Raw genomic sequence first — 25,943 nt, 5'->3', positions numbered from 1 at the left:
GCCCCTTCCAGGCCCGTGAGACACCTCGGCCGGGGTTATCGTGCGGTCGATGAGCGAGTCGACTTCGGCTGCCCGGCTCGCCGAGCCGCCCGCGCCACCACCCGAGCCCCGCCGTGCCGACACGCGCGGCGACGTGATCGCGGTCGGCGCCGCCCTCGTGCTGGTCGCCGCCGCGGCCGCCGTCGGGGTCTATTACAACCGTCCGAACTCCGGCGTGGTGATCTACGCGCCCACCGCGCCGATCTTCGCCCACTGGCTGCCCCACGTGGGCCCGGGCTCGGTGTTCGCCGTGCTGGTCGCGGCCGCCGTGGTCCTGTGGGGCCCCGCGGTCGCGGCCCGGCTGTCCTGGCGACGGGCCCTCGCCGCCGGGTACGCGACGTCACTCGCCTGGATCTTCTCCCTCGCCATGATCGACGGCTGGTCGCGCGGCTTCACCGGCCGCCTGACCACCCCGCAGGAGTACCTCCACGAGGTGCCCGGCATCACGGACATCCCGCGTTTCCTGCGCGAGTTCAGCTCCCGCATCCTCGACTTCCAGCCGAACTCGTGGACCACGCACGTCTCTGGCCACCCGCCGGGCGCGACGCTGGTGTTCGTCTGGCTCGACCATCTGGGCCTGCACGGCGGCGCCTGGGCCTCCACGGCCGTGGTCCTGGTTGCCGCGCTCATCGCCGTCGCCGTGCCGGCCACCGTCGCCCTCCTCGGCCGCCAGAGCGCCGCCCGCGCCGTGCTGCCCTTCGCCGTGCTCTCGCCGGGCGCGGTGTGGCTGGGCGTCTCCGCCGACGGCCTATTCGCCGGCGTCACGGCCACCGGCATCGCCCTGCTCGCCCTGGCCGCCGTCGGCTTCACCCACGCCCGCCGCTACGCCGTGCCGACCGCGCTGGCCTCGGGCGTGCTCCTCGGCTACGGCGCCTTTCTCTCCTACGGCCTCGTGCTGCTCGGCCTCGTCGCGCTCGCTGTCGCCGTGCTCGGCCGCCAGTGGCGCGCCGCCGCCCTCGCCGTGGTCGGCGCACTGGGCGTGGTGGCCGCCTTCGCGCTGGCCGGCTTCTGGTGGCTCGACGGTTACCACCTCGTTGTCGAGCGCTACTACCAGGGCATCGCCACGCTTCGGCCATACTCGTACTGGGTGTGGGCCGACCTGGCCGCCGTCGCCGTCGCTGCCGGCCCGGCGGTGGTGGCCGCCGCTCGCCGCGGGGTCACGGGGGCGTTCCTGCCCGAGTCGCGCCGCGGCCTGCTGCGCGACCCGGTGCTGCTGCTCGGCATCGCCGCCGTGGTCACGATCGTGTTCGCCGACGTGTCCGGCCTGTCGAAGGCGGAGGTGGAACGCATCTGGTTACCGTTCGGCGCGTGGCTGCTGCCGATGACGGCCCTGTTGCCCGCACCCGGCCGCCGCTGGTGGCTGGCCGGGCAGGCAGTGACCGCCTTGGCGGTCAACCATCTTCTTCTGACGAGCTGGTGAGGTGAGGCATGGAGGACCAGGCCGGGCGCGTGCTCGTGGTCGACGACGACGAGACGGTGCGCGACGTCGTCCGCCGCTACCTCGAAGTCGCCGGTTTCACGGTCGACGTCGCGGGTGACGGCGCCGCGGGCCTCGCGCTGTTCGCCGAACGCGACCCCGACCTGGTGGTGCTCGACGTGATGATGCCGGGCATCAACGGCCTCGAGGTCTGCCGCCGCCTGCGCCAGGTGAGCCACGTACCCATCGTGATGCTCACCGCCCTCGGCGAGGAGGAGAACCGCATTGCGGGCCTCCAGCTGGGCGCCGACGATTACGTCACCAAACCCTTCAGCCCCAAGGAGCTGGCGCTGCGCGTGGCCTCGGTGCTGCGCCGCGCCCGCATGCCGCGCGCCGCGCCTCCCGCGCCTGAGCTCGTCGACGGCGACCTGCGCCTGCAGATGACCGCCCGCCAGGCCACCCTCGGCGGCGCCGAGCTGCCGTTGACCACACGCGAGTTCGACCTGCTCGCGTTCTTCCTCGGCCACCCCGGAGTGGCCTTCTCCCGCGCCGACCTGCTCGAGAAGGTGTGGGGCTGGGACTTCGGCGACCAGTCCACGGTGACCGTCCACGTGCGACGGCTGCGCGAAAAGATCGAACGCGACCCGGCCAAGCCGACGCGGGTCGCCACCGTCTGGGGCGTCGGCTACCGCTACGACCGGGAGCAGTCATGATCAACACCGGTGAATCCGCCCTGGACATGCTCACCCACGTCCTGCACATCCTGCCGTTCGCGCTCCTGTTCGCGCTTCCGGTGGCCGCGGTGGGCGGGCTGGTGCTCTACAAGCTGCGCAACCGCTCGCTTGCCACCACGATGACGGTGCTGGTACTCATCCCCGTGATCGCCCTGCTCGTCGGCGTCATCGGCATCAGCGGCTTCATGTTCACCGAGGCTCTGATGACGGAGCTGCTCGTCTGCCTGCTCGTCGCCCTCGTCACGGTGCCCGCCGCGATCGTGCTCGGCCGCGTGATCGCGCGCCGCAGCGTATGGGAGCGCGAGGCGCGCGAACGCGAACGCGCCGCCGAAGCGTCCCGGCGCGAGCTCGTCGCCTGGATCAGCCACGACCTGCGCAGCCCGCTCGCCGGCATCCAGGCCATGGCCGAGGCGCTGGCCGACGGCGTGGTCTCCGAACGTCACGAGGTCGCCGACTACGCCCAGCGCATCAGCGGCGAGACCACCCGGCTCTCGGGCATGGTGGGCGACCTGTTCGAGCTCTCCCGCATCACCGCGGGCGCGCTCGAACTCACCATGTCCGCCGTGCCGCTGCGCGACGTCGTGAGCGACGCGGTCGCCGCGCAGTCACCCGTGGCCGAGCGCAAACGCGTGCGAGTGCTGGAAAACGCCGAGGCCTGGCCGGTCGTGTCCGGCAGCGACCCGGAGCTCGCGCGGATCGTGCGGAACCTCGTCTCCAACGCCATCCGCCACACCCCGCCGGACGGCACGGTCGCCGTGCAGCTCGACATCGACGGCGATCAGGCCATCCTCGCCGTCGACGACTCCTGCGGCGGAATCCCGGACGACGAGATCGGCCGGGTCTTCGACGTCGCCTTCCGCGGCACCCAGGCCCGCACCCCCGACCGCAGCGGCACGACCTCCGGTGGTGGCCTCGGCCTGGCGATCGCCAAGGGCCTCGTGGAAGCCCACAGCGGTCACATCGGCGTGCACAACCACGGCCCCGGCTGCCGGTTCGAGGTCCGGCTGCCGCTGGCCAAGGTTGCCGCGTCCGTGTGACCGACCGGCCACAGTGGACGCGCGCGATCAGCCGACGGTGACAGCCTCCACCGGCTCCGCCACCCGGTCCGCGGTCACGCGGAAGAACTGCATCCCCGGGAAGTGCGCGGGCGCGACGATCGTGTCGGTGCCCGCGACCTGGCGCAGCCACTGCTGGCGCGTGAGCAGCGCGAGCGACGGATCGCTGTCGCTGATGAACCGGATGTTCGAGTCGACCAGCTGCGCCGGTGTGTGGAGCACGTCGCCGAGCAGCACCACGCGACGGTCGTCCGCGGTGATGTCCACGACGTAGTGGCCCGGCGTGTGCCCGGGCGCGTGCCGCGCGGTGACACCCGGCGCGATCTCCGCGTCCCCGTTCAGCGCGCGCAGGTGTCCGTGGCTGCGCACGGTTTCCAGGCCGATCCGCGTCCAGTCGTGGCGCCCGACCGGCTCGACGAGCGCGGCCCAGTCCTGCACGCCGTAGAGCACCGTGGCGTTCGGGAAGTACGGCTTCCCCAGCGGCGCCAGCCAACCGACGTGGTCGGAATGCAAGTGCGTCAACAGAACCGTGTCGATGTCGGCCGGCGAGCACCCGGCCTCGGCGAGCGCGACGGGCAGGCCGCCGCCCGCGCCCATGTCGCCGTCGTCGGGCCGCAGGCCCTCCGGGAACTCGATCTCACGCGGGCCGAGCCCCGCGTCGACGAGGATCGTCCGGCCGTTGCCGCGGACGAGGAACGCACCGGTGGGCACGTGGACGGTGCCGTCTTCCGCGAACGCGCCGGGATGCCTCCCCGCGTCGAGTCCCGGGAAGAACGGCGCCGGCAGCCGGATCCGGCCGTCGGCCAGCGCATGGATCTCGATGTTCCCCACCTCGATGGACCGCATGCACACGACCAAGATCACAGTGCCCGGAAATAATTCCGGGAAGTGACCTTCATCTCAAGCGCGTCTCAGGCGCCGACGGGCGCGCGCAACTCCGCCGTGGCGAACGAGGTGATGCCGTCCTCGAACGTCGTTTCCGCCGTGAACCCCAGCAATTTCCTGGCCAGAGCGGGATCGGCGACCACGTGCCGGACGTCCGCGGGCCGCGCGCCGCCGACGATGCGCGGCTCCGGTCCGCCGTACGCACGCGCCAGTTCTCGCGCGAGGTCGCCCACCGTGTGCGGATCACCCGAGCAGACGTTCAGCGGCGTGATGTCCCCGCTCGGCCCTTCGGCGTGCAGCGCCATGGCGTTGATGCGCGCGACGTCGTGGACGTGGACGAAATCCCGTTGCTGCCGCCCGTCCTCCAGCACGGTCGGCGCCTCACCGCGCTCGAGCGACGAACGGAACAGCGACGCCACCCCTGCGTACGGCGTGTTCTGCGGCATTCGCGGGCCGTATACGTTGTGGTAACGCAACGCCCATACCGTGCTGCCTGTTTGGCGCGCCCACGCGCCGGCGAGGTGCTCCTGCGCCAGTTTCGTTGCGGCGTAGGTACTTCTGGGCAGAAGTGGTGCACCTTCGGGCACAAGTTGCCAGTGCAGCTCCACGTCACAGTCACCGCACGTGGGCTCGAAACGGCCGGCGTCCACATCGGACTGCCGCCGTGGCGAAGGCGGCACGATCCCGTGGCGCGGGCACGAGTAGCGGCCCTCGCCGTAGACCACCATCGACGAGGCCAGCACGAGCTTGCGGACGCCGGCCGCGTGCATCCCGGCGAGCAGCACCGCTGTGCCGTAGTCGTTGTTCAGCGCGTACGACGGCGCGTCCGACGGATCCACGCCGTGCCCGACGACGGCCGCCTGGTGGCACACCGCATCGACGCCGACAAGCAACTCGGCGACCTCGTCCGGGTCCGTGACGTCGCCGCGCACGAACCGGTGGCGGCCCGTGTACTCCGGCGGCGTGGCCGTGCCGTGGGCAGTGGGCAGGAGGGTGTCCAGCACCACGACCTCGTCGCCCGCGTCGGCCAATTGGTCCGCGACGTGGGACCCGATGAACCCGGCTCCACCGGTGATCAGTACTCGCACCCTGCCGACGCTAGGGCGCGCGGACCGGACCACGCCCGGTTCAACCGGACCACGTCACCGAATCGTCAGGAATCACCCGCCCACGGCGGCGGGCGGGTGCCGTCACCGGATACGGTGTCGGCATGGAACGGAGCGCACAGCGGCTGGGCCGGGCCCTCGTGGTGATCGTGGACGACCGGGTCGCCCACGGGGAGCACGAGGACAACACCGGACCGCTCGTCACCGAGCTGCTCGAAGAGGCCGGCTTCATAGTCGACGGCGTCGTGGTGGTCGAGGCCGAGACCGCCGGCATCCGCAACGCGCTCAACACCGCGGTGATCGGCGGTGCCGACCTCGTGATCACCGTCGGCGGCACCGGCGTTTCGCCGCGCGACCGCACGCCCGACGCCACGGCCGGCGTGCTCGACCGGCCGATCCCGGGCATCGGCGAGGCGCTGCGCGCCTCCGGCCTTGCCGCGGGCGCGGTCGATGCCGGCATCTCCCGGGGCCTCGCGGGCGTCTCGGGCAGCACGCTGGTGGTCAACCTCGCCGGCTCGCGCGCCGCGGTGCGCGACGGCATGGCCACCCTGTCGTCGCTCGTGCCACACGTGATCGACGAGCTCTCCGGCCTCGAAGAGGTCTGAACCCCTCTCGTACCGGCCGCCGCGCCTGGCCCGTCACCACGAGGGCCAGGCGATTCGCGTCTCTCTGTGCAGTTGTCAAACAGCGAGTGGGACGATGGGGTCATGCCACGCGAAGAACCCCGTCCCTCCGACACCGCGGCCGAGCGCCGCCGGGTCGACGAGATCTTCGGTGACGTGCTGCCCGAGACCACCTCGGACGAGCGAGGCCTGAGCGGGGACACCCCTGACTCCTGGTACTTGGAGAACCGGCCACCGCACCACGACCGCTGACCCTCAGTCGCCCGACCTGGTGGTCTGCGCGCGCAGCAGGTCGCGGATCTCCTTGAGCAGCTCGACATCGGTGGGCTCCGCCGGACCCGGCTCCTGACCGCGCTTGCGGCGCTCCTGCAGGTGCTTCACCGGCAGCACGAACAGGAAGTACACGATCGCGGCGACGATCACGAAGTTGATCGCCGCGTTGATCACCGAGCCGAAGTCCAGGAACGTGCCCTTGTTCGACTCGAAGATGTAGAAGCCGAGACCCTGAGCGGCGTCGCTGCCCCCGATCGCGTTGATCAGCGGCTTGATCAGACCCGTGGTGAACGCGGTGACGATCGCGGTGAACGCGGCGCCGATCACGACCGCGACCGCGAGGTCCACGACGTTTCCGCGCATCAGGAAGTCTTTGAAGCCCTTCAGCATGTGCCACTCCTCGAGAGGTTCAGATGGGGGTGCCGTCGCCCATCGGAACAGGGACGGGTTAGCGGAGAGTAACCGTAACCGGTCGTTCCAGCGACGTCGCAGCGACCTCGGTGGCAACGCTCACAGGGAGCGCGAGGAGCACCAACGGGCCTTTGTCGGGCGCGATCACCCCCTGACCCCCGCCTTCGGGACGGTGCACGGTGACCACCATGGCGTCCTTCACCAGCTCGGCGGCGGTGTGCGTGGCGTCGGGAGCCGCCACGACGGCCACGTGCTGCCCGGGCTGCAGCAGCTCCGCCACGCCCGCGTCGGCGAGCCGGACGGCGACCGTGACCGTGCCGGATTCACCCTTGGCAGCCGGCGTTGTTCCCAGTAGGCGGACGTCTGTGAGCGGCTCACCCGCACGAGCGGCACCGGACAGCAGCCGGCCCACGGCCGCGCCGACGTCGCCGAGCGCGCCGGCCGGCCGGACGTCGTCGGGAAGGTCGGCCAGCCGGAGATCGGCGGCGCGCAGCACCGCGCCCGCGGGCAGATCCCGCGCGGCTACGACGGTGGCGGTGGAAGGTGCACCACGCGCGGAAGCGGGGTGCAGAAGGACGAGCAAGCCGGCCAGCATCAGGGCCGCGGCCAGGAACCGGCGAAGCAGCCGGGCGCGCCTGCCGCGCAGCAAGTGCAGATCGGTCAGGCGGTTGAGCAAGGTGTCCACGGTCGTCCCCTCGTCGGTTCCCGTGCGGCGCGATGCCGCACGAAACCGACGTTAGAGACGGTGATGACCAGCGGAAAGAGGAACTTCCGCGACCTGTGGACAACTACCCCCTTGTGGATAACTCCGGGGTCAGGAGGCGGTCGAAGCCGTTTTCGTCGTGGTCGAGGAGGACGATGAAGAGTCCGTCTTCGACTCGCTCTTGGTCTCCGTCTTGGTCTCGGACTTCGCCGGGGTGGCGGCCGTGGTCGAGGACTTCGACGCGTCGCGCGAGTCGGTGCGGTAGAACCCGCTGCCCTTGAAGACCACGCCGACCGAGCTGAAGACCTTGCGCAGCGGACCGGAGCACTGGGGGCAGACGGTCAGGCTGGCGTCGGAAAAGGATTGCACCGCCTCGAAGCGGTGGTCGCATTCCTTGCAGGCGTACTGGTACGTGGGCACTGGAGCTCCTTCATGCAACTGGCACTCGTGAGACAAGAGTGCCAACCCAATTGTGCTGGACGGCATTCCCCGTGCGCAATTCCCCCTGGCTCACATCACTGTGGCAGTGGGCAACCGAACCAGGCCCGCAGGGGTCAGTGCCCCGGTCATCGGGACATCGTGGGCCTCACCTGGGAGCGAATCCACCAGCTCCTCGGCCCGGACCACGGCGAACCGGTCCGCGTGGCCCGAAGTGAGCGACCGGTCGTAGTGACCAGCGCCACGTCCGAGCCGTACCCCGTGGCGGTCCACGGCGAGCGCGGGCACGAGCACCACATCGGCCTCCGACACGGCGTCGACCCCCAACCTCGGCCCCGACGGCTCGAGGATGCCGCGCAGCCGACCGGGCACGAGCGTCGACTCGTCCGTGTAGACGGCCCAATCCAGCGGTCCGACGACGTCCGGGATCACCGGCAGCAATACGCGTGAACCCGCCTTGACCAGGGCGTTGAGCAGCGAAACGGACCCAGGCTCGGTTTCGAAGGGCACATACGCGCATACGGTTCCCGCCGCCACCGAAGCAGCCGCAGAAGCTAGCGCCTCGGCCTCCGCCGCGTGCTCCGAACGGCTCACTGAGGCGCGCGCCTGAAGAACTCGCGCACGCCACTCCGCCTTGCTCAGGTGCTCATTGCCCGGTGCCAGCATGCGACCACGTTAGGCTTTGCGCCCATGACGGGCGCCTCAACCTCCCAGACGTTCAGAACAGCCATCGTGCCTGCGGCCGGCCTCGGGACCCGGTTCCTGCCGACCACGAAGGCGGTGCCGAAAGAGCTGCTGCCCGTGGTCGACACACCGGGGATCGAGCTCGTCGCGAGCGAAGCCGCGGCTGCGGGGGCGAAACGCCTGGTGATCGTGACCTCGCCCGGCAAGGACGCCGTGGTCAAGTACTTCGAAACGCAGCCCGAGCTGGAGAAGACGCTCGAGGCCAAGGGCAAGACCGAGCTGCTCGAGAAGGTGCGCCGCGGGCCGGGGCTGCTCGAAGTCGAGGTCGCGATCCAGGAGCAGGCCCTGGGGCTGGGCCACGCCGTCGCGCAGGCCGAGCCGAACCTGACCGACGCGGACAAGGCCGTCGCCGTGCTGCTGCCCGACGACCTTGTGCTGCCCACCGGCGTGCTCGACCGCATGTCGGCCGTGCGCGCGCAGCACGGCGGCAGCGTGCTCTGCGCGTTCGACATCCCCAAGGAGCAGATCTCGCCCTACGGCGTGTTCGACGTCTCCGACACCGACGACCCGGACGTGAAGCAGGTTCACGGCATGGTCGAGAAGCCGCGGCCGGAAGACGCGCCGTCGACGTACGCGGCGGCCGGACGTTACCTGCTCGACCGGGCGATCTTCGACGCGCTGCGCCGGATCGAGCCGGGCTCGGGCGGCGAGCTCCAGCTGACCGACGCCGTGGCCCTGCTGATCAAGGAAGGCCACCCCGTTCACGTGGTCGTGCACCGCGGCGGACGACACGACCTGGGGAATCCGGGTGGTTTCCTGCGCGCCGCCGTCGATTTCGCGCTTGAAACGCCCGAATACGGGCCATCGTTACGGACGTGGCTGACCGAACGGATCGGGACCGAACGCCCATGACGGACTCCCTCGACGCTGCCCCGGCCGAAGAGGCCCCGGAACCCGTGGAGGCGGAGCTGCGCTCTGTCGACGCGCAGATCGCGCTGACGCTGGACGCCGCCGTCCGGCCGCGGCCGGTCCGCGTGGCGATCTCCGAGGCGCAGGGCCTGCTGTGCGCGGAGGAGGTGGTCGCCGAGCACGCCCTGCCCGGCTTCGACCAGGCCGCCGTGGACGGTTACGCGGTGCGCAGCGTCGACGTCCGCGCCGCCGGCGAGGAGCCGGTGCAGCTGCCGGTGGTCGGCGAGATCCAGGCCGGCTCCCGCCAGCCGCGGCGGCTGCAGCCGGGGCAGGCGGTGCGCGTGGATACCGGCGCGCCGCTGCCGACGCTCGCCGATGCCGTCGTGCCCACCGCGTACACCGACGGGCACCAGGCCAAGCTCACCGTGCACAAGTCCGTGCCTTCGGCCGCGTACGTGCGCCGCGCGGGCGAAGACGTGCAGATCGGCGACGTCGCCGTGCGCAAGGGCGACACCATCGGGTCCGCGCAGGTGGGCCTGCTGGCCGCCGTCGGACGCGCGAAGGTGCTGGTCTACCCGCGTCCGCGCGTGTCGATCGTGTCTGTGGGCGACGAGCTCGTCGACGTCGACCGCACGCCGTCGGTGGGGCAGGTCTACGACGTCAACTCCTACGCACTGGCCGCGGCCGCGCGCGACGCCGGGGCCGAGGTGAGCCGCGTCGGCATCGTGCCGAGCGACCCGAAGCGGCTTCGCGAGATCGTCGAGGGCCGGCTGCTGATGTCGGAGATCGTGGTGGTCGCGGGCGGCGCCGGCGGCGCTTCCGGCGACGAGGTGCACGCCGCGCTGTCCGACCTCGGCCACATCGACATGACGCGAGTGGGGATGCACCCGGGCTCGGTGCAGGGCTTCGGACGGCTCGGCCCGGACTCCGTGCCGACGTTCCTCATTCCCGGCAACCCGATGAGCGCCCTGGTGGTGTTCGAGGTCCTCGTCAGGCCGCTGATCCGCGCCGCGCGCGGCACGCGCAACCCGCACCGGCGGATCGTCGGCGCGCGCCTGCTGTCGCCGATCACGTCGACGAAGGGACGGCGCGGCTACCTGCGCGGCCAGCTGCTGCGCGACGAGGCGAACGGCGAGTACCTCGTGCAGCCGCTCGGCACGTCGGGCGCGCACCTGCTGGCGTCGCTGGCGGAGGCGAACTGCCTGATCACGGTGGACGAGGAACTCACCGAGGTGGCCGCGGGCGAACAGGTGAAGGTCACGTTCCTCGCGCAGCGGGCGTAGTGGGCTCGTACTCGTACCCGGTCGAGAGCCGCCACCCGGGCTGGCCCGCGAAGCTCGGCGGACTGCGCGTGCCGGCCGGCGTCGTCAGCGTGCGGCCCGTGCGGCTGCGCGACGCCGGCGAGTGGAGCCGCATCCGCCTGCGCGACCGCGACCACCTCGAGCAGTGGGAGCCGACGGGGATCGGGCCGTGGCCCGACCGCAACGCGTTCTGGTCGTGGCCCTCGCAGTGGGCGGCCCTGAGGGGTCTCGCGCGGCGCGGGCAGTGCCTGCCGTTCACGATCACGGTCGACGGAAAGTTCGCGGGCCAGATCACGGTGGGTAACGTCATCCGCGCCTCGCTGCGATCGGCCTGGATCGGGTACTGGGTGTCGTCGGACATCGTGCGCGGCGGGGTCGCGACAGCGGCTGTGGCGCTCGTGACGGATCACGCCTTCGAAGCGTCCGGCCTGCACCGGCTCGAGGCGACCGTGCGGCCGGAGAACAACGCGAGCATCCGTGTCCTCACCAAGGCCGGCTACCGGCAGGAGGGCCTCTTCGAGCGCTACCTCGACGTCGCCGGCGCCTGGCGCGACCACCTCTGCTTCGCCGTGACGAAAGAGGAGATCGGCGACGGCCTCGTCTCCCGGCTCGTGGCCATGGGACGCGCCGACCTGCTCTGATGGTGACTACGGGTCCGGTTCCGATCACGCGTTACCACATACTGTGAGATTCACCTAATCCGGTGAGGCAATTTCGTGATCGAACCCGGCGAGTCTGCGTCCTGTGTGTGACTGTTGTGGCTAGCGTGACTACAGCAGAGGATCGGGGGAGGTGCGGGGGATGCCCAGCTCGCTGATCATCGTGGCGCTCGCCGCGGCATGGCTCGTCGTTCTCGTGCCCATGGTGGCTCGCAAGCGCCAGCAGGTGGCACGGACGCCGTCGTCCGCGCTCGCAGCGCGCGTCGTGCGCAGCGGGGGAGCTCGCAATGAAGGACAGGAGGAGTTCGCCGTGTCCGAAAGTGCGAAACCTTCGGTGGAGGACGACCTCGCCGAACTAGAGGCGGAGCTCGACGCCGACCTCGAAGAGGAAGAACCGGAACCCGAGCCGCTGCCCCAGCCGGCCGCCGACGTGCGCGACGAGCCATCGCGCGCCCGGTCCTCCGGCTACCGCCCGGGCCGCGGCGGCTTCGACCCGGAGGCGGCGGAGATCGCCGCGCGGGCGAAGTACGCGTTCCGCCAGCGGATCGTCGTGATCCTGCTGATCCTCGCCGTCGCGTCGGCCGCTTTCGCGGGCTTCGTGATGTCCGTGGTGTGGTGGGGCAACGCCGTGGTCGACGTGATCCTGGTCGGGTACCTCGCCTACCTGCGCCGCCAGGTCCGCATCGAAGACGACATCCGTCAGCGGCGGATGGCGCGGTATGCGCGGGAGGGCTCTCGAGAAGCTCGCGAGCCGCTCCCGGCGCCGCGCCGCACGGAACGCCCCGCTGCTTCGACCTCCGCCGCGGCTCCGGTCGCCGAGGAAGACGACGACTTGGAGGTCGTCTCCCCGACGCCCCGCGAGATCGTGGAACGCAAGCCGTCGCCCATGTCCCGCATCCGCCGCCAGGCCGTCGTGGTCGACCTGGACGACGAAGACCCGGCCTTCGAGGAGCTCGACGAGCCGGGGACCAGCCCGTACCGCCGGGCGGTCGGGGAGTGACCCCCGAAGTTCGGTGCTCTTGGGGTAGCTGATACGCTCTGCGAGCACTGAACAAGGGGCTCACGCTCCTTGGGGGCTGTAGCGCAGTTGGTAGCGCGTCTCGTTCGCATCGAGAAGGTCAGGGGTTCGATTCCCCTCAGCTCCACCGTCACTCGGGGCGGGTTATGTTCGCTGAAAGCGCGAACTGGCTCGCTCCGTTTTGTTTTCTGGGGGTGCAATCCCCCAGGCCCCGCCCGGGGAGGGCTTCGCCCCCCCGGACCCCCCAGCGAGGTTCTTGGTTGCGGCGGTGAGATGGCAGCCGATGGTGATCCCGACGAGGGTTTGTTTGTCGGTGCCGAACTGGATGCAGCCGGCGTCGGTCTGGTTGTGGAAGAAGGTGTCGTGCGAGCCTGGGCATCGTGCATGCGTTGTGGCTGGGCTGTGAATCCGTACTTCGCCGCGACAGTACGACCTGGAGAAGATCATCAGCCTGCCGCTGGTCCTGCCCGGCATGTCGTCGGGCAGCCTGCGCCGGTTGCTGCGCTCACTCGTGCCGGAACAGACCACCGAAGACCGATCCCTCCCCGAGTCGCCGCCCCGGTCGACCGTTACGCAGCAAACCGTTTCGGACATCGAAGACGGGTCCGAAGTGGACGGTCGGCGGAGTCCCGGGCGAGGAGGACTTGCGCAGGTGTCGGCCGCGCTGGAGGTCGACGGTCTCGCCAACTTCCAGAAGTGGGTTCCGGTGATCCCCCGGTTCTCCTACGTACTCGCGCCGGCTGCCTGAACTTACGCCGGGATGCGGGCCGATTCACCAGGTGTGTCAGCGCCGAAGCGGGCGACGTCCGTGGCGAGGTCCAGAGGTCCGTTGTGGGCGCGATCGGCGTCCGTGATTTGCGACTGCGGGACCAGCCAGCAGATCTCGAACTCCAGGCCGTCCGGGTCCTTGGCGTAGAGGGCTTTCGTGGTGCCGTGGTCGGTAGAGCCGACGAGGGCGCCGGCGGCCCGCAAAGCGTCGAGGTAGGTCTGGAGGTCCGCGAGGGTGGGGACTTCCCAGGCCAGGTGGTAGAGGCCGACGGAACCGGAAGGGGCCGCGGTGGCGTCGGGGAGGGTGAAAAGGCCCAGGTCGTGGTCGTTGTGGGAGTCGGGGGCCTGGAGGAAGACGGCGCGGTCCGAGGTGTGCACCGCGCGGAAGCCCAGGACGTCGACGTAGAAGGCGCTGCTGCGGGCGGCGTCGCGGACCCAGAGGACGGCGTGGTTCAGGCCGCGGATCGGCATGGCGACTCCTTCACAGCGACGACTTCACAGTGGCAACTTCCCTGCGGGCAATTTTCACAGCGGCAGCGCGAACGCGGAACCGCCGTCGTGCCACCACTTCCGGTAGAACTGCGAGTCCTCGACCAGGGCGAGGTACCCGGCGTCGATCTTGGCACACATCTCGTCCACCAGTGAAGCGATCGGGGAGTCGGTGCGCCACGCGAGGACGAGCTCGCGGTAGAGCGGGGTGCCGGTCAGCGACACCGTCGAGATGCCCGTGCGGTCGGTGCCGATGGGGTAGAGCAGGCAGATCGCGCGGCCCTCGGCGGTGAGGGCGAACGCGACGTGCGCCTCGTTCGTCAGGTGCGTGATGCGCTGGTCGAAGCCGGCCGACGTGCAGGTGCGGGCGAAGAACTCGTTCATCCCGCTGTCGTCCGGGTCGGGCATCACCCACTTCTCGCCCGCCAGGTCGGCCAGCGCGACCTCGCCGCGCGCGGCCAAGGCGTGGTGGTCCGCGACGCCGATGAAAAACGGTTCCCGCAGCAGCACGCGGTACTCGACGCCGTCGGGCGGGATCAGCGGGAAGCCGGGGAACGCGCGCATCACGGCGACGTCGAGCTCACCCGAGCGCAGCAACGCCGTCAGCGCGCTGGTTTCGCGGATCGTGCGGCTGGTGACGTCGCGCCGGGGCAGCATGGTCGTCAACGCGTTCACCAGCAGGCTGAACTGCTGCGCCGGAATCCCGCCGACGCGCACCGGCGCGCCCGCTTCGTGTTGCGCGTTGAGGCGCGCGGCGCGTTGCAGGGTGTCGAAGCCGTGCAGCACTTTCTGCGCGTCGCGCACCAGTTCGGTGCCGGTGTGGGTGGGCAGCACACCTTCGGCCGAACGGACGAACAGCGGCCCGCCGAGGAACTGCTCGATCCGTTTGAGCTGCGTGGTCACCGCCGGCTGCGTGAGGTGCAGGCGGGCCGCGGCTCTGCGCAGGCTGCCGGCCTCGGCGATCGCGACCACGAGTTCGAGGTGCCGGATTTCCAGGCGCATGGGGAAAACATTATCGCCGGATGCAATAGGGCCGATCCCGTGATGATCATGGCCACACCGCATCGCGCCTGGTTACGGTGCCCGGCGTGACATCTCTGGTCTCCGTTCCGCTCATCGGGAAAACAACGCTTCCCGTGCTGTTCTCCGACGAAGTGCTGCAGCGGTTCCTCGACGCGGCAGCCATCGAATACGCGTTCATCACGCCCGAGGAACCGAGACCGTGCTTCGCTGTGCTGCTCGGCACCTTCGCCGAGGACGCGCTGATCGTCTCGGACCTCGCGTTCGGCCGCAACGCGCGGGTCACCGACCCCAGCGCGCGTGAAGAGTTCGCGACCACGATCGTGCCGAAATTCGGCTCCGCGTATGAGAATTCGGTGCGCGCGTGGTGGCTGGATCCCGCCGATCTGCTGCGCATCACCCGCGAGGCCGACGCGCGTGGTCTGGACGTGCTCGGGTCCGTCCACCTGCACCCGGACTGGCATCGCCTCGGGCCTGAATGCGAACGCGGCCGCCCGCTCAGCGAACGCCCGACGCCGATGGACGCGTACGTCTTCCACAGCGCGGGCTGGCCGCTCAACGTCGTGTGTTATCTCGAACGGCAGCACGGCGAGTTCTACTACTCGCTGGCCGCGTGGAATGGCGACTGCGAATCGCTCCCGCTGCGCGTCGGGATGGTGACGGCGTGAACGAGTCGATTCGCGCGCTCTGGCGCACCATGGCCGACGGCTGGGCCCGCGGCGACGCAACGCAGTTCGCTTCCGTCTTCGCGTCCGACGTCGACTTCGTCAACGTGCGCGGCGAAGCGCTCGTCGGGCGCGAAGCCGTGGAGACGGGCCACGCGCAGCTGTTCGCCGCGGCGTACCGCGGCACCACGTTGTCCGCCGAGGTCACGTTGATCCGCCGCCTTTCGCCGGAGCTTTCGCTCGTGCACGCGACGTCGGAGATCGGGCCCGCCGGCGTGGTGACGCACGCGCAAGCTGTGGTTCGCCACGACGGCGAGCCGACGATCGCCGCTTTTCACAACATGATCCCGAAGGGACCCACCGCATGACCCGCCCTCGCCTGCGTCACCTCGCCTTCGTCGTGCAGGACGCGAAGCGCATGGCCGCGTTCTACTGCGAGCAGTTCGGCATGGAGCTGTTTCACACCGACCCCGACGGCAGCCACTTCGTGACCGACGGCTACCTCAACCTGGCGTTGATCCAGCAGCAGCTCGACGGCGACGTCGCCACCGGCTTCAACCACTTCGGTTTCCAGGTCCCGGAAATCCCGCCGATCGCGGAGAAGCTCGCCGAAGCGGGCGTGCCCCGACCGGTGCTGCGCGGCGGGGACCGCCCGTTCGCCGAGTACCGCGCGATCGATCCGGAAGGCAACTGGTTCGACCTGTCCGAGCACGGTTTCCTGCCGCCAGGCCTGGAGAAGTAGCTAGCGCAACGCGGCGACCAGATCGGTCGCGATGCGGTGCTCCACATCCGCGGGCACGGGCTGCACCTCGTCGGCCAGCCCACCCGCGGCGACGGCGGCGAGGCTGCGGGCCTGCAGCGTGAGGCCGAGGTCCATGGCCTGGATGGAGTTCCCGTTGGCGGCCGTGAGGTTGAGCATCCGGCCCTGGTCGAGCAGCACGATCTCGCGGCCGTCGTCGAGGACGTGGCCCGTGCGTCGCGAAGGCGCGCCGTACTCGACGGTGCGGACGGTCCGCGCGTCGAGCTCCGCCCGGTCGATCTCCCACGCGAAGTGCCCGACGCCGGCGAGCACCGCGCCGTCGCGCAACGCCGCGAGCTCGGCCGCGCCCAGCACGCCGGGGTGGCCGGTGGCGGTGAACACCAGCTGCGCTTCGACCACGACCTCGGTGGCAGTGCCGACGCGGTGGCCGTTGAGGATCGCCTCGAGCGCCCGCATCGGGTCGGTGTCGCAGACCGAAACGCGCGCGCCGAGGCGGCTCAACGTGTCGGCGACGCCCTTGCCACACGGGCCGTAGCCGAGCACCGCGGCCCGCGTTCCCGGCACCATGAGGTTGGTGGCGTTGAGGAAGCCCTGCACCACGCTCTGGCCGACACCGAACTCGTTCTCCACCAGGAGCTTCAGCCGCGAGTCGTTGATCACGACCACGGGTTTGCCGAGCCGTACTTTTGTTTCGCGCAGCCGGATTCCGCCGGTGGTGGTCTCCTCGGTGCCGCCGAGGTAACCCGCCGGCGTGCCGGAGCCGAGGAGTGAAACGGTGAGGTCACCGCCGTTGTCCAGCGTGAGGTCGGGCTCGACGTCGAGCACACGCTCGATGTTGCGGATGTGTTCGGCCTCGCCGTCGCCCCGGCGGGTGAACACGGCGACGCCCAGCTCGCCAAGCGCGTCGGCGACGTCGTCGTGGGTGGTGCCGGGCGAGCCGGTGAGCCGCACGTCGACGCCGGCGCGCACGAGCAGCGTCACGAGCGCAGCGGTCTTCGGCTCGACGTGCAGGCACATCGCCAGCCGCTTCCCGGCGAGCACCGGGGTCAGTTCGGCGACCGCCTGCGCGGTGAGGGGCATGTGCTTGAGAGCCCAGGCCGTGGCGGGATGGGTTTCAGGCATGACTGTGTTCCTCTTCGGTTGTGGTGACCTTCGAACGGGGACGGAAGACGTCGTCAGCCGTAGAAGTCACACCGGTAGGAGTGGTCGCCGAAGATCGGCGTCACGAGCTCCTGCCGACGAGTGCACACGCCACCACGATAACCGAGGTCAGAGCGGGTGCTCCAGCCACACGTTCGGCTCCACGTACACACCGAGGTCTTGCGCCACCGACCCCAGTACGGGCGCGATCCCGCCGGGCACGGTCGTGAGGCCGTCGCCGGGCCGCACGCCGGTCCACTCCTCCCACTGGTCCAGCGTGCCGATCACGGTCATCGCGAACGGCGCGATCTTCACCAGCCGCGCGCCCAGCCGTTCGTGGTTGCGCAGCCACGGGTCCGCCGGCCGGCCCCGCTCGTCTCGCCGCGCCACGTAGTCCACAATGGACTCGACGGCGTGGTCCGCCTTGCCCGTCGGCCGCACCGGCACCACGAGTCGCGACAGCCCCGCGCGCCGGGCGCGGTTCTTCAGCTCCGTGAGCGCCAGCGCCGCGACGCCCTGGCCCCGCGCGCGCTCGGCGACGTTGACCTCCAGCGCCACCAGCGTGGTCGGCTCGCGGTCGTCCATCACGTCCTGCGCGGCCCACAACAGCGCGCCGTCCCACCCGTGGTCGGGCAGCTCGGTGCGCTCGTCCGTCGGATACGCCACGGGAACCGCCGCCGCACGGGCGACCGGCACGTCGTCTTCCAGCAGCACCAAGAAGAACTCCGGCCAGCGTGCCGCCAGCCTTGCGGACGCCGCGAGGTCGCCGATCACGTCGTGCGCCAGGAACTCTCCGCCGACCACACCCAGCTTCAGCGCGGGCCGGCGCAGATCCGGACGCGTCGCGAGGTCTTCGACTCGCACGGCCGGCTCGCCGCTCACGACCGGGCACCGCTTCTCCGGCCGGAAGCCGAGGGCGGCTCCGAACGAGGGACGAGGTGACCGGCAACATTCATGGCTCACAGGGTAAACCGCGAAGCCTCGGGACAGCCCCAGAATTTGATCAACGCACCGGCAGGGCCTGCCTGCGCCGGGCCAGCGCGGCCGGGTCGAGCGTGGCGCGCGTGCCCGCCTGATGGCCTTCGCGGTACCCCGAACCGGAGAGCCGGCGCGGCGCGGCCGCGCGCAAGTCGCCGTATTCGCGGTCGAACGCACTTTGCACGAGCGTGTTCCGGTCGCGCACCACCAGCTCGGCCGACTGCCCGCCCGAACCCGGGTGCTCGCGCGCCGCCGTGTCCTCCGCGCGCACCAGCCGATCGTGGACGGCGCGCGCGAAACCGTGCAGCCAGGTGCGGCGGTAGGCGGCGAGCGATTCTCGGAACACCCGGTCGTCGGGTCGCACGCGCGTGAGCTGGGTGCTCGCCTGCAGCAACAGGCTTGTGAACAGCAGCTCCACGCGCCCGAGATCAGACTTGAAGCCGAACACCGTGACCGCGTCCACGCCCTGGCCCACGCGGTGCAGCAACGTGCGGCAGCGCAACGGGTACGCGATGTTCGTGAGCAGGCTCGCCTTGTCACGGCTGTACGGGTTTTCGATGGGGATCTTCAGCACGGCGATGTCGTCCGAGCCCTGCCCCGCGGCGGCGAGCATCGCGTTGTCGATGCCGTACCGGGCGATCAGCTCGGCCGCCTTCGTGTTGTACAGCTCGGCTTCTTCCGCGGTCACCGCCGGGTCTTCGGCCTTGGCGAGCAGCTTGCGGATGCGCTCCAGCTGCGTGTCGTGGGCGGGCATGATCCCCCTCTCCTGCTGGGCCGGGCCCGGACGGGCCGGCGTGGGGTCCAAGGTAGGCGCGGGGTACGACAATATTCGATCAGGTGTTCGGGCAAGTGGCAGGGTGCCCGCGTGTCGATACGATCCGTGAGTGGATTCGCCCGCGGACGTCCCTGATGCCGTGGTCGTCGGCTCCGGCCCCAACGGCCTGGCCGCCGCCGTGCTGCTGGCCCGCGCCGGTCTCGCGGTCGACCTGCACGAAACCGCGGCGGAGCTCGGCGGGGGCGCGCGGTCGGCGCGGCTGTTCGACGCCGACGTCGTCCACGACGTCTGCTCGGCTGTGCACCCGATGGCCGTCGCTTCGCCGTTCTTCCAGGGCTTCGACCTCGCCGCGCACGGCGTCGAGCTGTGCCGGCCTGAAGTCGCGTACGGGCACCCCGTCGACGAACGCCGCACCGGCCTCGCCTACGCGGACCTCGACCGCACCTGCGCCCGCCTCGGCGCCGACAGCGAGCGCTGGCGCCGCCTGATGGGACCGCTCGTCGAGCACACCGCCGAGATCACCGACCTGCTGCTGGGCGACCTGAGACGGCCACCGCGGCCGTCCGTCGCCGCTCTGCTCGCGCCGCGGATCGTCGCACTCGGCACCGGCATCGACGAGGTCCTGTTCCGCGGTCCCGAAGCCCCCGCGTTGCTCGCCGGCGTCGCCGCGCACCCGATGGGTCGGCTGCCGTCGTTGGCCGGCGGGGGCACCGCCGTGCTGCTCGGCCACCTCGCGCACGCGGGCGGCTGGCCGGTCCCGCGCGGAGGCACGCAGGTGCTCACCGACGTGCTCGCCGCCGATTTCGTCGCACACGGCGGCCGCGTCCACACCTCCAGCCGCGTCACGGACCTGCGGGAGTTCGCGAAAACGCGCGCCGTGCTGCTCGACGTCAGCCCGCGTGGCCTGCTTGAACTCGCGGGTCCCTTCGCGCCACCCGGCTACCGTCGTGCGCTCGAGAACGTGCGCTACGGACCGGGCGCGGCGAAGGTCGACTTCCTCGTGTCGGAGCCGATCCCGTGGCGCGAGCCGGAGCTGGCCAGGGCCGCGACCGTCCACATCGGAGGGACGGCCGCGCAGGTCCGCGCCGGCGAGAACACCGTGGCCGGCGGGCAGCGCGCCGAGGAGCCGTACGTGCTGCTCGCCCAGCCGATGGCAGCCGACCCCTCCCGCGGACTTCCGCACAAGCAGCCGATCTGGGCCTACGCGCACGTGCCCAACGGCGATCCGCTCGACGCCACCGACGTCGTCCGCCGCCGCATCGAACGCTTCGCCCCGGGGTTCGGCGACACGATCCTCGCGTCACGCGGGGTTCCCGCGGTCGAATTGGAGAACTACAACGCGAACTACGTCGGCGGCGACATCTCCGGCGCCGCCGTGACCCTGCGGCAGCTGCTCGCCCGCCCGGTCATCCGCTGGAATCCCCACACAACCCCGTTGAGCGGTGTCTACCTCTGCTCCGGCGCGACCCCGCCGGGCCCCGGTGTGCACGGCATGGCCGGCCTGCACGCCGCGAAAGCCGCGCTGCGCAGAGAGTTCGGCCTCGCGCTGCCCGCCGGCTGGTGATCAGCCGCGCGGCCGCACCATGCCCGTCTCGTACGCCACGACCACGGCCTGCGCGCGGCTCGAAACGCCGAGCTTCGTCATCAGCCGGTTGAGGTGCGTCTTCACGGTCGCCTCGCTCACCAGCAGCTCGGCCGCGATGTCCGCGTTGGTCGCGCCGGTGCCGACGAACCAGAGCACCTCCAGCTCGCGCTCGGTCAGGCACCTCACGTCTCCGGCGGGCTGTCCTTGAGCAGGAACCCGGCCGCCCCCGCGCGCAGGGCCGCGTAGACGTACTCGTCGAGGTCGAGCACGGTCAGGATCAGCACGCGCGGCTTCTCCGGCCCGGCCGCGGCGAGGATGCGTCCCGTGGCGGTGACACCGTCGAGCCCGGGCAGGCGGATGTCCATCAGGATCACTTCGGGCTTCAGCCGCAACGCCTTGTCCACGGCTTCGAGCCCGTCGCGCGCTTCGCCGAGCACGTCGATGCCGGGCACCGCACCGAGCAGCGCGACGAAGCCCGCGCGGACGAGATCCTGGTCGTCCACCACGAGCACACTGGTCACGACGGTTCTCCGGTGTCCGCCCGGTGGCCGGGTAGGGCAGGGTCAGCTCGATGGCGAACCCCGCGGGTTCGCGCGGTCCGATCTCGATCACGCCACCGTACATACGCGCGCGTTCCCGCATCCCCACCAGCCCGTTGTCAGCGTGGTTGACGCGCGGCGGCGGCCCGCCGCCGGAGTCGACGACCAGCACGCGCAGGCCCTCGTCGCGGTAGTCCGGCGTGAGCTCTGCGGTGGCGTCGGCGGCGTGCTTGAGCACGTCGGTGAGGGCCTCTTGCGCCACGCGGTACGCGCACAACTGCTGGCCGGGCGGCAACGGCCGCGGCGTGCCGGTGACGCGCAGCCCGAGCGTAAGGCCGGCGTCGCTCAGCCTCGCGACGAGCGCGGGCAGGTCGGCGAGACCCGGTTGCGGGCGGTACTCGCCGGGTTCGTACCGCGGCGGCTGAAGCACGCTGAGCAGGCGGCGCAGCTCGTCGAGGGCTTCGGTGGTGGTTCCGGTGATCGTGTCGAGCGCGCCACGAGCCGTGTCCGGCGCAGTTTCGAAGACGTACTTCGCGAGATTGGCCTGGACGGAAATCACCGAAAGGTGGTGCGAGACGACGTCGTGCAGCTCGCGCGCGATGCGGATGCGTTCCTCGGCGACGGCCTGCTGCGCCTCCAGCTCGATCTCGCGTTCGGCCCGATCGGCGCGTTCGGCGGTGGCGCGCAAGCGGTTCGCGCGGACGTGGGCGGAGTGTCCGATCAGGATGGTCGCGGACGCCTGCAGCAGGGCGATCACCGAATCGCCGACGGGGTGCGACGCGCCGCCGGCGATCATTGTCGCCTCGTACGCGGCCATCGCGAGCGCCGAAGACGGCCATGCCTTGCTCGCCGGGTAGCGCGCCCACACCGTGTACGCGGCGATCAAGATGCCGGGCTGGCCGAGTGTCGCGCGTCAACCGCAGAGGTAGAACGCGCCCATCAGCGCCGTGACGGCCAGCAGCGAGCCGATCGGGAACCGGCGGCGGACGAGTAGCGGCGCGGCGCCGACGGCCGCGAGGACCAGCCCGAACGCGCCCGGCCGGTCGCCCAGCTCGCCGCCGCGCACGGCCGCGCCCGCCAGCAGGAACACCGCGACCGCGGCCGCGAGCAGGTTGTCCGCCAGCACCGGGTGCATGCGAAGCCCGCGCACCACCCCCACCCCGTACACCGGCACGGAGGCGAAGCTACCGGCCTGACCGGCGGAAACCCAGTCGGCTACGACCGGCGCGGAGTACGGCGCGGCGCGTACCGCCAAGGTTTACCGCCGGCTGCGGCGGAAGAGGGATTCGAGCGGGCGGTTCGTCCGGATAGCGTCTGGCGCGAATGGTCACCCATTCGGCGTTGCTCGGCGGGGAGCGCCCGAGGCCGGGGAGGTCCCCGGAGCTGCTCCCCGCCGAGCATCAGCCCAGGTATGCGTCGAGCGTCACCGCGAGGGCCGATTCCGGAGACGGTGCGAAGCTGGCGCCGGCCAGGCCGCCCCACAGCCACAGCTGCGCGAGCCCGTGCAGCGCTGCCCACAGCGAAGCTGCGACGAGCCGCGGGTCGGTGCCGGGCTTGAGCCGGTCGTCGTACGCGGCTTCGCGGTCGAGGCGCACGAGGTCGGCGAAGTAGTCGAAGACGGCGCTGCTCGCGGCCACAAGCCCGGGTTCGGCCGGGTCGATGAGGTCGCGGCGGAACATCAGCTCGAACATCGCGGGGTTGGCCAGCGCGAAGGCCACGTACGCGTGGCAGGCGGCCGTCACGCGCTCACGCGGGTTGCCTTCGGGCAGCTTCGCGCCGCGTTCGAGCAGCTGCGCGAAGCCGAGCGTCGCGACGGCCGACAGCAGTTCGGCGCGGCCGGAGAAGTGCCGCAGGGGCGCGCCGTGGGAGACGCCGGCGGCCTTCGCGATGCCCCGCAGCGTCACCGCGTCCACGCCTTCGTCGGCGAGCAGGGTCTCGGCGGTGGTGATCAGCCGCTGGCGGGCGCTCATAGCTGCGCTTCGGAGAACGCGACGGGCAGCAGGTCGGGGCGCTTGGGGAAAAAGCCGTCGCCGGGCGAGCGGCCGATCAGGCGGTTGTGCAGACGGGTGAAGGCGACCGGCATGACCTCCTGCCAAAACCACTGCAGGTCCGCGCGCAGGCTCGGGCGCGCGGGGAAGCCGGGGAGCGGCTGGAGCCAGCCGTCGTTGTGGCCGATGTGGAGGCGGTTCAGGACGTGGCCGGCCACCCGCAGGTGGCCCGCTTCGGACAGGTGCAGGCGGTCGGGGCCGAAGTAGCGCGAGTCGTGGGCGGCGTGGTCGGGCCACAGGTCCACAAGCTTGGCGCCGTAGCTCACGGACGCTTCGCGGATGGCGTCGTTGAGGGCGGTCACGCGCGGGTGCATGCGGGCGCCGAAGGGCATCCGGTGGGCGATGTCGCTCAAGGTGAAGGTGATCACCGTAGGCGCGATGTGCGTGCACCGGCGGATCGCGGCGTCGACGCGGCGCGCGACGGTGCGGGGGTCCCAGCCGCCACTCATCACGTCGTTGCCACCGCCGAACAGGGCGATCAGGTCGGGCGCGTGGCGCTCCGCGGCCGGCAGCTGCTCGACGATGATCTGGTCGAGGCGCCGGCCGCGCACCGCGAGGTTGGCGTAGCGGAAATCGGGCTCATCCTGCGCGAGGCGGCCCGCGACGAAGTCCGCCCAGCCGCGGTACTGGCTGTGGTCCGGGTACGGATCGTCGAGCCCTTCGGCGCAGCTGTCGCCGACGGCGACGAATTTCTGAAAGCTCATGTCGATCTCCGTAACCCGTGGTTCACCTTGTAGACACTGTCTATCAAACTCTAGTAGACGGTGTCTACGTGAGGTTCACTTCTTCACGGGGTTCCGGAGTTTCACCCGGATCAGTTTTGCCGACATATATCGTCCGGCGATACATTGGGTCCATGGCGATGTCCGAGCAGGTCTTCTTCATCCTCACCGCGCTGGTCGGCGAGCCGCGGCACGGCTACGGCATCGTCGGCGAAGTCGCGGAACCGTCGGAGGGGCGTGTGAGGCTCAAGGTCGGCACGCTCTACGGCGCCCTCGACCGCCTCACCGCGGAGGGCCTCGTGGAGCACGACCGCGAAGAGGTCCTGCAGGGCAGGCTGCGCCGCTACTACCGCCTGACCCGCTCAGGCGGCGACGCGGTCGCAACCGAGGCCGCCCGCCAACACGCCAACGCCGAGGCGGCGACGGCCCGCCTGCGCGGCCGGCAGACAAGACACGCGTGAACTTCGTAGCCGGGGAGGGAAAGTGACGGAACTGGAGAGACGGTACCGAGCCGTCCTGCGGCTGTTGCCGCGGTGGTACCGGGAGCGCTGGGAGGAGGACATGGTCGCGACCTTTCTGGCGGGGGAGCTGGGGCGGGTCGGGGTCGGTTCTGGTGGAAACGTTGTAGTGGCGGGGAAACCACCGGTGGCGGTGTCGGCTGGGTCGACCGCGCTGGGGCGAGGGGTGTGGCCGGAAACGGCTTGGCTGCGGAGGAATTGGCAGACGGCGAGGCCGCCGGGGCGCCTGGTTTCGGTGGACATGAGCCGGGGCGAGGCGCTGGGAGTTCTGTGAGCCCGGGCAAAACGACCCGGACGCCGGGTTGCCGGGGGCTCTGCCGAGCGGCCTGGCGGGCGAAACTTCGGAGAGCGGTTCGGCCGGGGCAGGGATACGCGGTCGTGCGGCTGCACCCGGAAGGGGCGTGGCCGCAGGCGAAAAAGGCGACGAGACCGGTTCGGCACCCGAATTGAGGCAGCCGTCGTCCGAGGGCGTGGCCGGCCGCCGCGTGGGTGCCGGCGATGCGTCGGAAGGCGACTTGCGTGGCCGTGCCGTCGGGCCGAGGCGGTCCGCCGGTGATGAAGCTGGAGAGGCATCGCGGCCGCGACCCGGCGTGAGGGTGGGGTGAAGGCCGCTGGACCATGGCGGGCCCGTCCGCGATGATCTTTGCCATGAAAATCCTGGTGGTGGGTGGAAGCGGCTTGCTGGGGCACCACGTGCTGGAGCAGCTGAGGCTGCGCGGGCACGAGGCGACCACGGTGGCCCGCACGCCCCGCGAAGGCGTCGACCGAGTTCTCGACGTCACGACGGCCTCGGAAGACGACCTGCGTAAGCTCCTCGCCGGCCACGACGGCGTGGTGTTCGCCGGCGGCAGCGACGACCGGAGGGTCGACAAGGGACCGGTCGCGCCGCGGCTGCACGCGGGCAACGTCGCGCCGGTGGTCGCGCTGCTGAAGGCGGCGCGCGAGGTCGGGTGCACCAGGGCGGCGGTGCTCGCGTCGTACTACACGTACTTCGACCGCGTGCACCCCGAGTGGGGCCTGGCGGCGAAGCACCCGTACGTGCGCAGCCGGATCGAGCAGGCGAAGCTCGCCCGCGAGACGGCCGGGCCGGATCTGCCGGTGGCGATCATCGAGGTGCCGTACGTGTTCGGCGTCGCGCCCGGGCGGGTGCCGGAGTGGTCGGTGCCGGTGGTGAAGTGGGTGCGGTCGTCGGCACCGCTGTTCGCGCCCCGGGGCGGCAGCGCGGCGACGAGTGCGCGGGGCGTCGGCGTCGTGACCGTCGACGCTCTCGAGGACTGCTCGGGCGCGGACCTCCCCGTGGTCGAGGAAAACCTGCGCTGGACGGACATGCTCACCCGCATGGCCGGCGCCGCCGGAAAGCCTCGCTCGGTTCGCACGGTGCCCGCCGGCGTCGTCCGGGCGATGTTCCGCCTCGGCGGTCGCGTGAACGGCCTCACCGGCAAGCAGCCCGGTCTCACCATCGAGCACCTCGACGGGCTGTTCCTGCGCGAGCTGTTCGTCGACCCGCCCGTCCACCGCTCGGTCGACGAGGCCATCCGGGAGACGGCGAAAGCCTGACACAACGCCGGAACAAGGCCGAGGCCGCGACATCCCCAGCAGACGAAGAACATGCTCGTGTCGTACTCCGATCAGGCGCTGGGATTCTTCTGATGGATGTCTCCCGAGTGGACTTCACCGAGGC

General features: G+C 71.0%; 29 protein-coding genes, 1 tRNA gene and 2 pseudogenes. 16 read left to right on the top strand and 16 right to left on the bottom strand.

Annotation, left to right across the window (positions count from 1 at the left end; all coding sequences use genetic code 11):
* The first annotated feature begins 49 nt into the window (after window positions 1–49).
* Genes AB0M56_RS30525 through AB0M56_RS30515 form a run of 3 tightly spaced genes read left to right on the top strand, consistent with a single transcriptional unit; the run spans window position 50 to window position 3,227 of the window.
* The gene (locus AB0M56_RS30525) at window positions 50–1,459 is read left to right on the top strand and encodes a hypothetical protein (protein ID WP_364182128.1); all 1,410 of its coding nucleotides are present in this window, start codon (window positions 50–52) and stop codon (window positions 1,457–1,459) included.
* 8 nt (window positions 1,460–1,467) lie between these two features.
* Window positions 1,468–2,169 (top strand): response regulator transcription factor, encoded by a 702-nt coding sequence (locus AB0M56_RS30520; RefSeq protein ID WP_220244413.1) that lies wholly within the window; start codon window positions 1,468–1,470, stop codon window positions 2,167–2,169.
* Window positions 2,166–3,227, top strand: a complete 1,062-nt coding sequence (locus AB0M56_RS30515) for a HAMP domain-containing sensor histidine kinase (protein WP_220244412.1) — start codon at window positions 2,166–2,168, stop codon at window positions 3,225–3,227. The genes AB0M56_RS30520 and AB0M56_RS30515 overlap by 4 nt, the downstream gene beginning before the upstream one ends.
* A 27-nt stretch (window positions 3,228–3,254) precedes the next feature.
* On the opposite strand, the gene AB0M56_RS30510 is transcribed toward AB0M56_RS30515, so the two are convergent.
* Window positions 3,255–4,091 (bottom strand): MBL fold metallo-hydrolase, encoded by an 837-nt coding sequence (locus tag AB0M56_RS30510; protein ID WP_364182123.1) that lies wholly within the window; start codon window positions 4,089–4,091, stop codon window positions 3,255–3,257.
* 65 nt (window positions 4,092–4,156) lie between these two features.
* Complete coding sequence (locus AB0M56_RS30505) at window positions 4,157–5,218, bottom strand: NAD-dependent epimerase/dehydratase family protein (RefSeq protein WP_364182121.1); 1,062 nt, start codon at window positions 5,216–5,218, stop codon at window positions 4,157–4,159.
* Between the two features lie 122 nt (window positions 5,219–5,340).
* Between AB0M56_RS30505 and AB0M56_RS30500 the strand changes: the two genes are divergently transcribed.
* Both AB0M56_RS30500 and AB0M56_RS30495 read left to right on the top strand, forming a co-directional pair.
* Window positions 5,341–5,841 carry a MogA/MoaB family molybdenum cofactor biosynthesis protein gene (locus AB0M56_RS30500; RefSeq protein ID WP_328604492.1) on the top strand — a complete coding sequence of 167 codons (501 nt, stop codon included), beginning with the start codon at window positions 5,341–5,343 and terminating at the stop codon, window positions 5,839–5,841.
* Window positions 5,842–5,943: 102 nt separating this feature from the next.
* A complete protein-coding gene (locus AB0M56_RS30495; RefSeq protein WP_285972276.1) occupies window positions 5,944–6,111 on the top strand; it encodes a hypothetical protein in 168 nt (55 codons plus the stop codon).
* A 3-nt stretch (window positions 6,112–6,114) separates the two neighbouring features.
* Here the strand turns inward: AB0M56_RS30495 and mscL are convergent, their stop codons facing one another.
* The 4 genes from mscL to AB0M56_RS30475 all read right to left on the bottom strand — a co-directional run bounded on the left by mscL (window position 6,115) and on the right by AB0M56_RS30475 (window position 8,350).
* Window positions 6,115–6,522 carry a large-conductance mechanosensitive channel protein MscL gene (mscL, locus tag AB0M56_RS30490; protein WP_364182117.1) on the bottom strand — a complete coding sequence of 136 codons (408 nt, stop codon included), beginning with the start codon at window positions 6,520–6,522 and terminating at the stop codon, window positions 6,115–6,117.
* Between the two features lie 58 nt (window positions 6,523–6,580).
* Window positions 6,581–7,228, bottom strand: a complete 648-nt coding sequence (locus AB0M56_RS30485; RefSeq protein WP_364182114.1) for an SAF domain-containing protein — start codon at window positions 7,226–7,228, stop codon at window positions 6,581–6,583.
* Window positions 7,229–7,357: 129 nt separating this feature from the next.
* Window positions 7,358–7,666, bottom strand: coding sequence for an FmdB family zinc ribbon protein (locus AB0M56_RS30480; protein WP_354875013.1), 309 nt, complete (start codon window positions 7,664–7,666; stop codon window positions 7,358–7,360).
* 90 nt (window positions 7,667–7,756) lie between these two features.
* Window positions 7,757–8,350, bottom strand: coding sequence for a 5-formyltetrahydrofolate cyclo-ligase (locus AB0M56_RS30475; RefSeq protein ID WP_364182111.1), 594 nt, complete (start codon window positions 8,348–8,350; stop codon window positions 7,757–7,759).
* Window positions 8,351–8,374: 24 nt separating this feature from the next.
* On the opposite strand from AB0M56_RS30475, the gene AB0M56_RS30470 reads away from it, so the two are divergent.
* The 5 genes from AB0M56_RS30470 (at window position 8,375) to AB0M56_RS30450 (ending at window position 12,382) form a co-directional block, all read left to right on the top strand.
* The gene (locus tag AB0M56_RS30470; RefSeq protein WP_364182108.1) at window positions 8,375–9,280 is read left to right on the top strand and encodes a UTP--glucose-1-phosphate uridylyltransferase; all 906 of its coding nucleotides are present in this window, start codon (window positions 8,375–8,377) and stop codon (window positions 9,278–9,280) included.
* The gene (gene glp / locus AB0M56_RS30465; RefSeq protein WP_364182105.1) at window positions 9,277–10,560 is read left to right on the top strand and encodes a gephyrin-like molybdotransferase Glp; all 1,284 of its coding nucleotides are present in this window, start codon (window positions 9,277–9,279) and stop codon (window positions 10,558–10,560) included. Before AB0M56_RS30470 ends, glp begins: the two co-directional genes overlap by 4 nt.
* Window positions 10,560–11,219 (top strand): GNAT family protein, encoded by a 660-nt coding sequence (locus AB0M56_RS30460; RefSeq protein ID WP_364182103.1) that lies wholly within the window; start codon window positions 10,560–10,562, stop codon window positions 11,217–11,219. Before glp ends, AB0M56_RS30460 begins: the two co-directional genes overlap by 1 nt.
* 160 nt (window positions 11,220–11,379) lie before the next feature.
* Window positions 11,380–12,237, top strand: coding sequence for a gephyrin-like molybdotransferase receptor GlpR (gene glpR, locus AB0M56_RS30455; protein WP_364182100.1), 858 nt, complete (start codon window positions 11,380–11,382; stop codon window positions 12,235–12,237).
* 72 nt (window positions 12,238–12,309) lie between these two features.
* Window positions 12,310–12,382 (top strand) — tRNA-Ala (locus AB0M56_RS30450).
* Between the two features lie 623 nt (window positions 12,383–13,005).
* On the opposite strand, the gene AB0M56_RS30445 is transcribed toward AB0M56_RS30450, so the two are convergent.
* Together AB0M56_RS30445 and AB0M56_RS30440 are read right to left on the bottom strand one after the other, a co-directional pair.
* Entirely contained in the window at window positions 13,006–13,494 is a 489-nt protein-coding gene (locus AB0M56_RS30445) for a VOC family protein (protein WP_364182097.1), read from the bottom strand.
* A gap of 54 nt (window positions 13,495–13,548) precedes the next feature.
* On the bottom strand, window positions 13,549–14,514 hold the full coding sequence (locus AB0M56_RS30440) for a LysR family transcriptional regulator (protein ID WP_364182095.1): 966 nt from the start codon (window positions 14,512–14,514) through the stop codon (window positions 13,549–13,551).
* Between the two features lie 86 nt (window positions 14,515–14,600).
* On the opposite strand from AB0M56_RS30440, the gene AB0M56_RS30435 reads away from it, so the two are divergent.
* From AB0M56_RS30435 to AB0M56_RS30425, 3 genes are read left to right on the top strand one after another with little or no spacing between them, the layout of a single operon-like run.
* A complete protein-coding gene (locus tag AB0M56_RS30435; RefSeq protein ID WP_364182092.1) occupies window positions 14,601–15,200 on the top strand; it encodes a hypothetical protein in 600 nt (199 codons plus the stop codon).
* On the top strand, window positions 15,197–15,565 hold the full coding sequence (locus tag AB0M56_RS30430; protein ID WP_364182089.1) for an SgcJ/EcaC family oxidoreductase: 369 nt from the start codon (window positions 15,197–15,199) through the stop codon (window positions 15,563–15,565). The genes AB0M56_RS30435 and AB0M56_RS30430 overlap by 4 nt, the downstream gene beginning before the upstream one ends.
* A complete protein-coding gene (locus AB0M56_RS30425) occupies window positions 15,562–15,939 on the top strand; it encodes a VOC family protein (RefSeq protein WP_354875029.1) in 378 nt (125 codons plus the stop codon). The genes AB0M56_RS30430 and AB0M56_RS30425 overlap by 4 nt, the downstream gene beginning before the upstream one ends.
* Here the strand turns inward: AB0M56_RS30425 and AB0M56_RS30420 are convergent, their stop codons facing one another.
* From AB0M56_RS30420 to AB0M56_RS30410, 3 genes are all read right to left on the bottom strand, one after another.
* The gene (locus AB0M56_RS30420) at window positions 15,940–17,079 is read right to left on the bottom strand and encodes an adenosylhomocysteinase (RefSeq protein ID WP_364182085.1); all 1,140 of its coding nucleotides are present in this window, start codon (window positions 17,077–17,079) and stop codon (window positions 15,940–15,942) included.
* 147 nt (window positions 17,080–17,226) lie between these two features.
* A complete protein-coding gene (locus tag AB0M56_RS30415) occupies window positions 17,227–17,961 on the bottom strand; it encodes a GNAT family N-acetyltransferase (RefSeq protein WP_364182306.1) in 735 nt (244 codons plus the stop codon).
* A gap of 139 nt (window positions 17,962–18,100) precedes the next feature.
* The gene (locus AB0M56_RS30410; protein ID WP_364182082.1) at window positions 18,101–18,829 is read right to left on the bottom strand and encodes a DUF2786 domain-containing protein; all 729 of its coding nucleotides are present in this window, start codon (window positions 18,827–18,829) and stop codon (window positions 18,101–18,103) included.
* Window positions 18,830–18,959: 130 nt separating this feature from the next.
* Between AB0M56_RS30410 and AB0M56_RS30405 the strand changes: the two genes are divergently transcribed.
* Entirely contained in the window at window positions 18,960–20,414 is a 1,455-nt protein-coding gene (locus AB0M56_RS30405) for an NAD(P)/FAD-dependent oxidoreductase (RefSeq protein WP_364182079.1), read from the top strand.
* On the opposite strand, the pseudogene AB0M56_RS30400 reads toward AB0M56_RS30405, so the two are convergent.
* The 5 genes and pseudogenes from AB0M56_RS30400 to AB0M56_RS30380 form a co-directional block, all read right to left on the bottom strand.
* Window positions 20,415–20,956 (bottom strand): annotated as a pseudogene (locus tag AB0M56_RS30400) (response regulator transcription factor).
* Window positions 20,957–21,449: 493 nt separating this feature from the next.
* A pseudogene (locus AB0M56_RS30395) lies at window positions 21,450–21,770 on the bottom strand (histidine kinase dimerization/phosphoacceptor domain-containing protein); the annotation flags it as partial.
* Between the two features lie 117 nt (window positions 21,771–21,887).
* The gene (locus AB0M56_RS30390) at window positions 21,888–22,148 is read right to left on the bottom strand and encodes a hypothetical protein (RefSeq protein ID WP_364182077.1); all 261 of its coding nucleotides are present in this window, start codon (window positions 22,146–22,148) and stop codon (window positions 21,888–21,890) included.
* Between the two features lie 226 nt (window positions 22,149–22,374).
* The gene (locus AB0M56_RS30385) at window positions 22,375–22,944 is read right to left on the bottom strand and encodes a TetR/AcrR family transcriptional regulator (protein WP_364182074.1); all 570 of its coding nucleotides are present in this window, start codon (window positions 22,942–22,944) and stop codon (window positions 22,375–22,377) included.
* Window positions 22,941–23,726, bottom strand: a complete 786-nt coding sequence (locus AB0M56_RS30380) for an SGNH/GDSL hydrolase family protein (RefSeq protein ID WP_364182071.1) — start codon at window positions 23,724–23,726, stop codon at window positions 22,941–22,943. Before AB0M56_RS30380 ends, AB0M56_RS30385 begins: the two co-directional genes overlap by 4 nt.
* Window positions 23,727–23,878: 152 nt before the next feature.
* On the opposite strand from AB0M56_RS30380, the gene AB0M56_RS30375 reads away from it, so the two are divergent.
* Both AB0M56_RS30375 and AB0M56_RS30370 read left to right on the top strand, forming a co-directional pair.
* Window positions 23,879–24,205, top strand: coding sequence for a helix-turn-helix transcriptional regulator (locus AB0M56_RS30375; protein ID WP_364182068.1), 327 nt, complete (start codon window positions 23,879–23,881; stop codon window positions 24,203–24,205).
* 705 nt (window positions 24,206–24,910) lie between these two features.
* Complete coding sequence (locus AB0M56_RS30370; protein WP_364182065.1) at window positions 24,911–25,819, top strand: NAD(P)H-binding protein; 909 nt, start codon at window positions 24,911–24,913, stop codon at window positions 25,817–25,819.
* The last annotated feature ends 124 nt before the right edge of the window (window positions 25,820–25,943 follow it).

The organism is Amycolatopsis sp. NPDC051372 (genome assembly GCF_040682095.1).
Classification (GTDB): domain Bacteria; phylum Actinomycetota; class Actinomycetes; order Mycobacteriales; family Pseudonocardiaceae; genus Amycolatopsis.
The sequence above is the reverse complement of the archived record's forward strand: the minus strand, read 5'-3'. Positions and strand labels throughout refer to the sequence as shown.